2 protein-coding genes are annotated in these 1,840 nt (G+C 56.1%); one reads left to right on the top strand and one right to left on the bottom strand.

The window, feature by feature from the left end:
- The first annotated feature begins 726 nt into the window (after positions 1–726).
- The gene (locus ACFFN1_RS13655; protein WP_376841381.1) at positions 727–1,602 is read left to right on the top strand and encodes a hypothetical protein; all 876 of its coding nucleotides are present in this window, start codon (positions 727–729) and stop codon (positions 1,600–1,602) included.
- On the opposite strand, the gene ACFFN1_RS13650 is transcribed toward ACFFN1_RS13655, so the two are convergent.
- A partial coding sequence (locus ACFFN1_RS13650; protein ID WP_376841380.1) for a transposase occupies positions 1,593–1,840 on the bottom strand: 248 nt, incomplete at its 5' end. The genes ACFFN1_RS13655 and ACFFN1_RS13650 overlap by 10 nt on opposite strands.

Genomic DNA, 1,840 nt, shown 5'->3' with positions numbered 1-1,840 from the left:
TCGTGGTAGATCAGGTGGTTAGCGCTTCTGATCCTCGGGGACCTCGACCCCTACCTGCCAACCAGCACCCGGCGAACCTCACCCCCACCGGATGTCCGAAGAGCCACTTAAGGGTGTTCGCTGTTAAGTGAAGGGGCGCACATGCGTGCTCATCCGATGGGCGGCGGCGGTGGCACGGGTGTGCAGACAGGCAACCCCCGCCTCGGGAGCGGAGGCTGCCGCACGGGCAGGGTGCGAGCCGGTGGTGCCGGCAGTCAGCGCAGGAACAGCTTCTGCAGCCTCGTCGACGTCAGTGCCAGACCGATGACGATCATGCCGGCGAAGCCGTGGTATGAAACGCTAGCAAGTGACTTCACGGCACCTTCGACTCAAGCAATCGCCGCGCTAGTGGCGAACACGGCGGACCACCCGCCAGCTGAAGCTAGTATGCCCTGATTGAGGTGCCGAGTTTCATTACGAAGTGACGCGGTCCCACCGTCCCTACGCCTTGAAGTAAATCGTTTTGTAATCAACTACGCAGTGCGCCGCGCCTTGGAGTGGAGTCCAAGCCGGGAGCACGAGGTCTGGGAGTGCCGTCACGTAACTGTTGACAAACGCCGGGTCTATATGTTTAGTCTTGGCATGAGAAACCAATCGAGTAGAGGCGATACGCAATTACTGAAACTCGTGCTCGAAGCATAATGACAGTGAGATCTCTCCCCTGGTCCCCAACTAAAGCGACGAAACGTGACCAAGTCCCAAATTCAAAATGCGCTAGCCGTGATCGGTGCATTTTCCATAGGGCTAGCGCCACTATTCCCCACGACCCAAGCTCATGGAGAGGATGGTAAACATTCAAATCGAGGGTCGTCCCAGTCACAACATTCACCTGGGCATGAAGTACAAACCCTCGATCTTCCCCATAAGGTAACAGCCCTCGATGCATTTCGGTTAGCGGAGTCGGAGGGGGTGAAGATTAAATATGCGCAGCTCGATGTCGGAAACGGTGGTGGAATATACGCCTATGATCCGGAACTGACTGCAACGGAGAATGCTAATGCTGTACTGCGTGAAATAGAAGCAATTGCGCATGTAGAGCCGACCGTGACCGAGCTGACCGTCGACCGTGAACTTGCAGGGTCTCAAAGTCTAGCCAGCGGAGTGACGGGCAGTGCCGCCGACGATGTACTCGACGAGTTTGCTGATCTGCCGAGTGCCGTAGTGGAGGATAAAGACATCAGCTTTATTCGAGAGGATGAAGATGGCCTTGGTGAAAGTTTCCACTCGGTAGCCGATTCTAGTAAGGGTGTCGAGGCGATGACTAAAAGTCATCCTAACCGCGTCGTTTATCGGACTGAGGATGATGTGGAAGGTAAACGACAGCTAACAATCGACGCGGCATGGCAGGGTGGAAACGATATTAAGAGTTCACCTCGGGGGTGGGGCTTTGAAGTGCAGCTCTATCAAGTGAACCGAAATCTGTCAGACAAGGTTCATCGCCCGGCGTGTCCCAAAGGTAATGACGAGCGGTTTTGGGCGCATGGCGATATATCTGGAGCCGTCGTTGTGTTCTCTGTCAATGAGGGTATTTCAGATGATGAATTGAAGGCTCTTCAGAGTTGAGTGTGGGTTGATGCGTCCAGGCCGCCAGCGATGAGCAGCATGCGGAGTCGGTAGTTCTCGAAGTTGTGGAATCCGCGAGCGATCCGTCTGCCGAGCTCGATGAGCCCGTTGACCGCCTCGGTGCCACCGTTGTTGGCACCGTCGGTGTCGAAGTACGCCAGGATTGTCGTCTTCCATTTCCGCAGCGTCCTGCCCAGTCTGGCGATCTCTGGGATCGGGCACGTCGGCAAGGCCTCGA

The organism is Brevibacterium otitidis (genome assembly GCF_042429315.1).
In the GTDB taxonomy this organism is placed as follows: Bacteria; Actinomycetota; Actinomycetes; order Actinomycetales; family Brevibacteriaceae; genus Brevibacterium; species Brevibacterium otitidis.
Note: the sequence above shows the minus strand (reverse complement) of the source record. Positions and strands in the feature narration are given on the sequence as shown.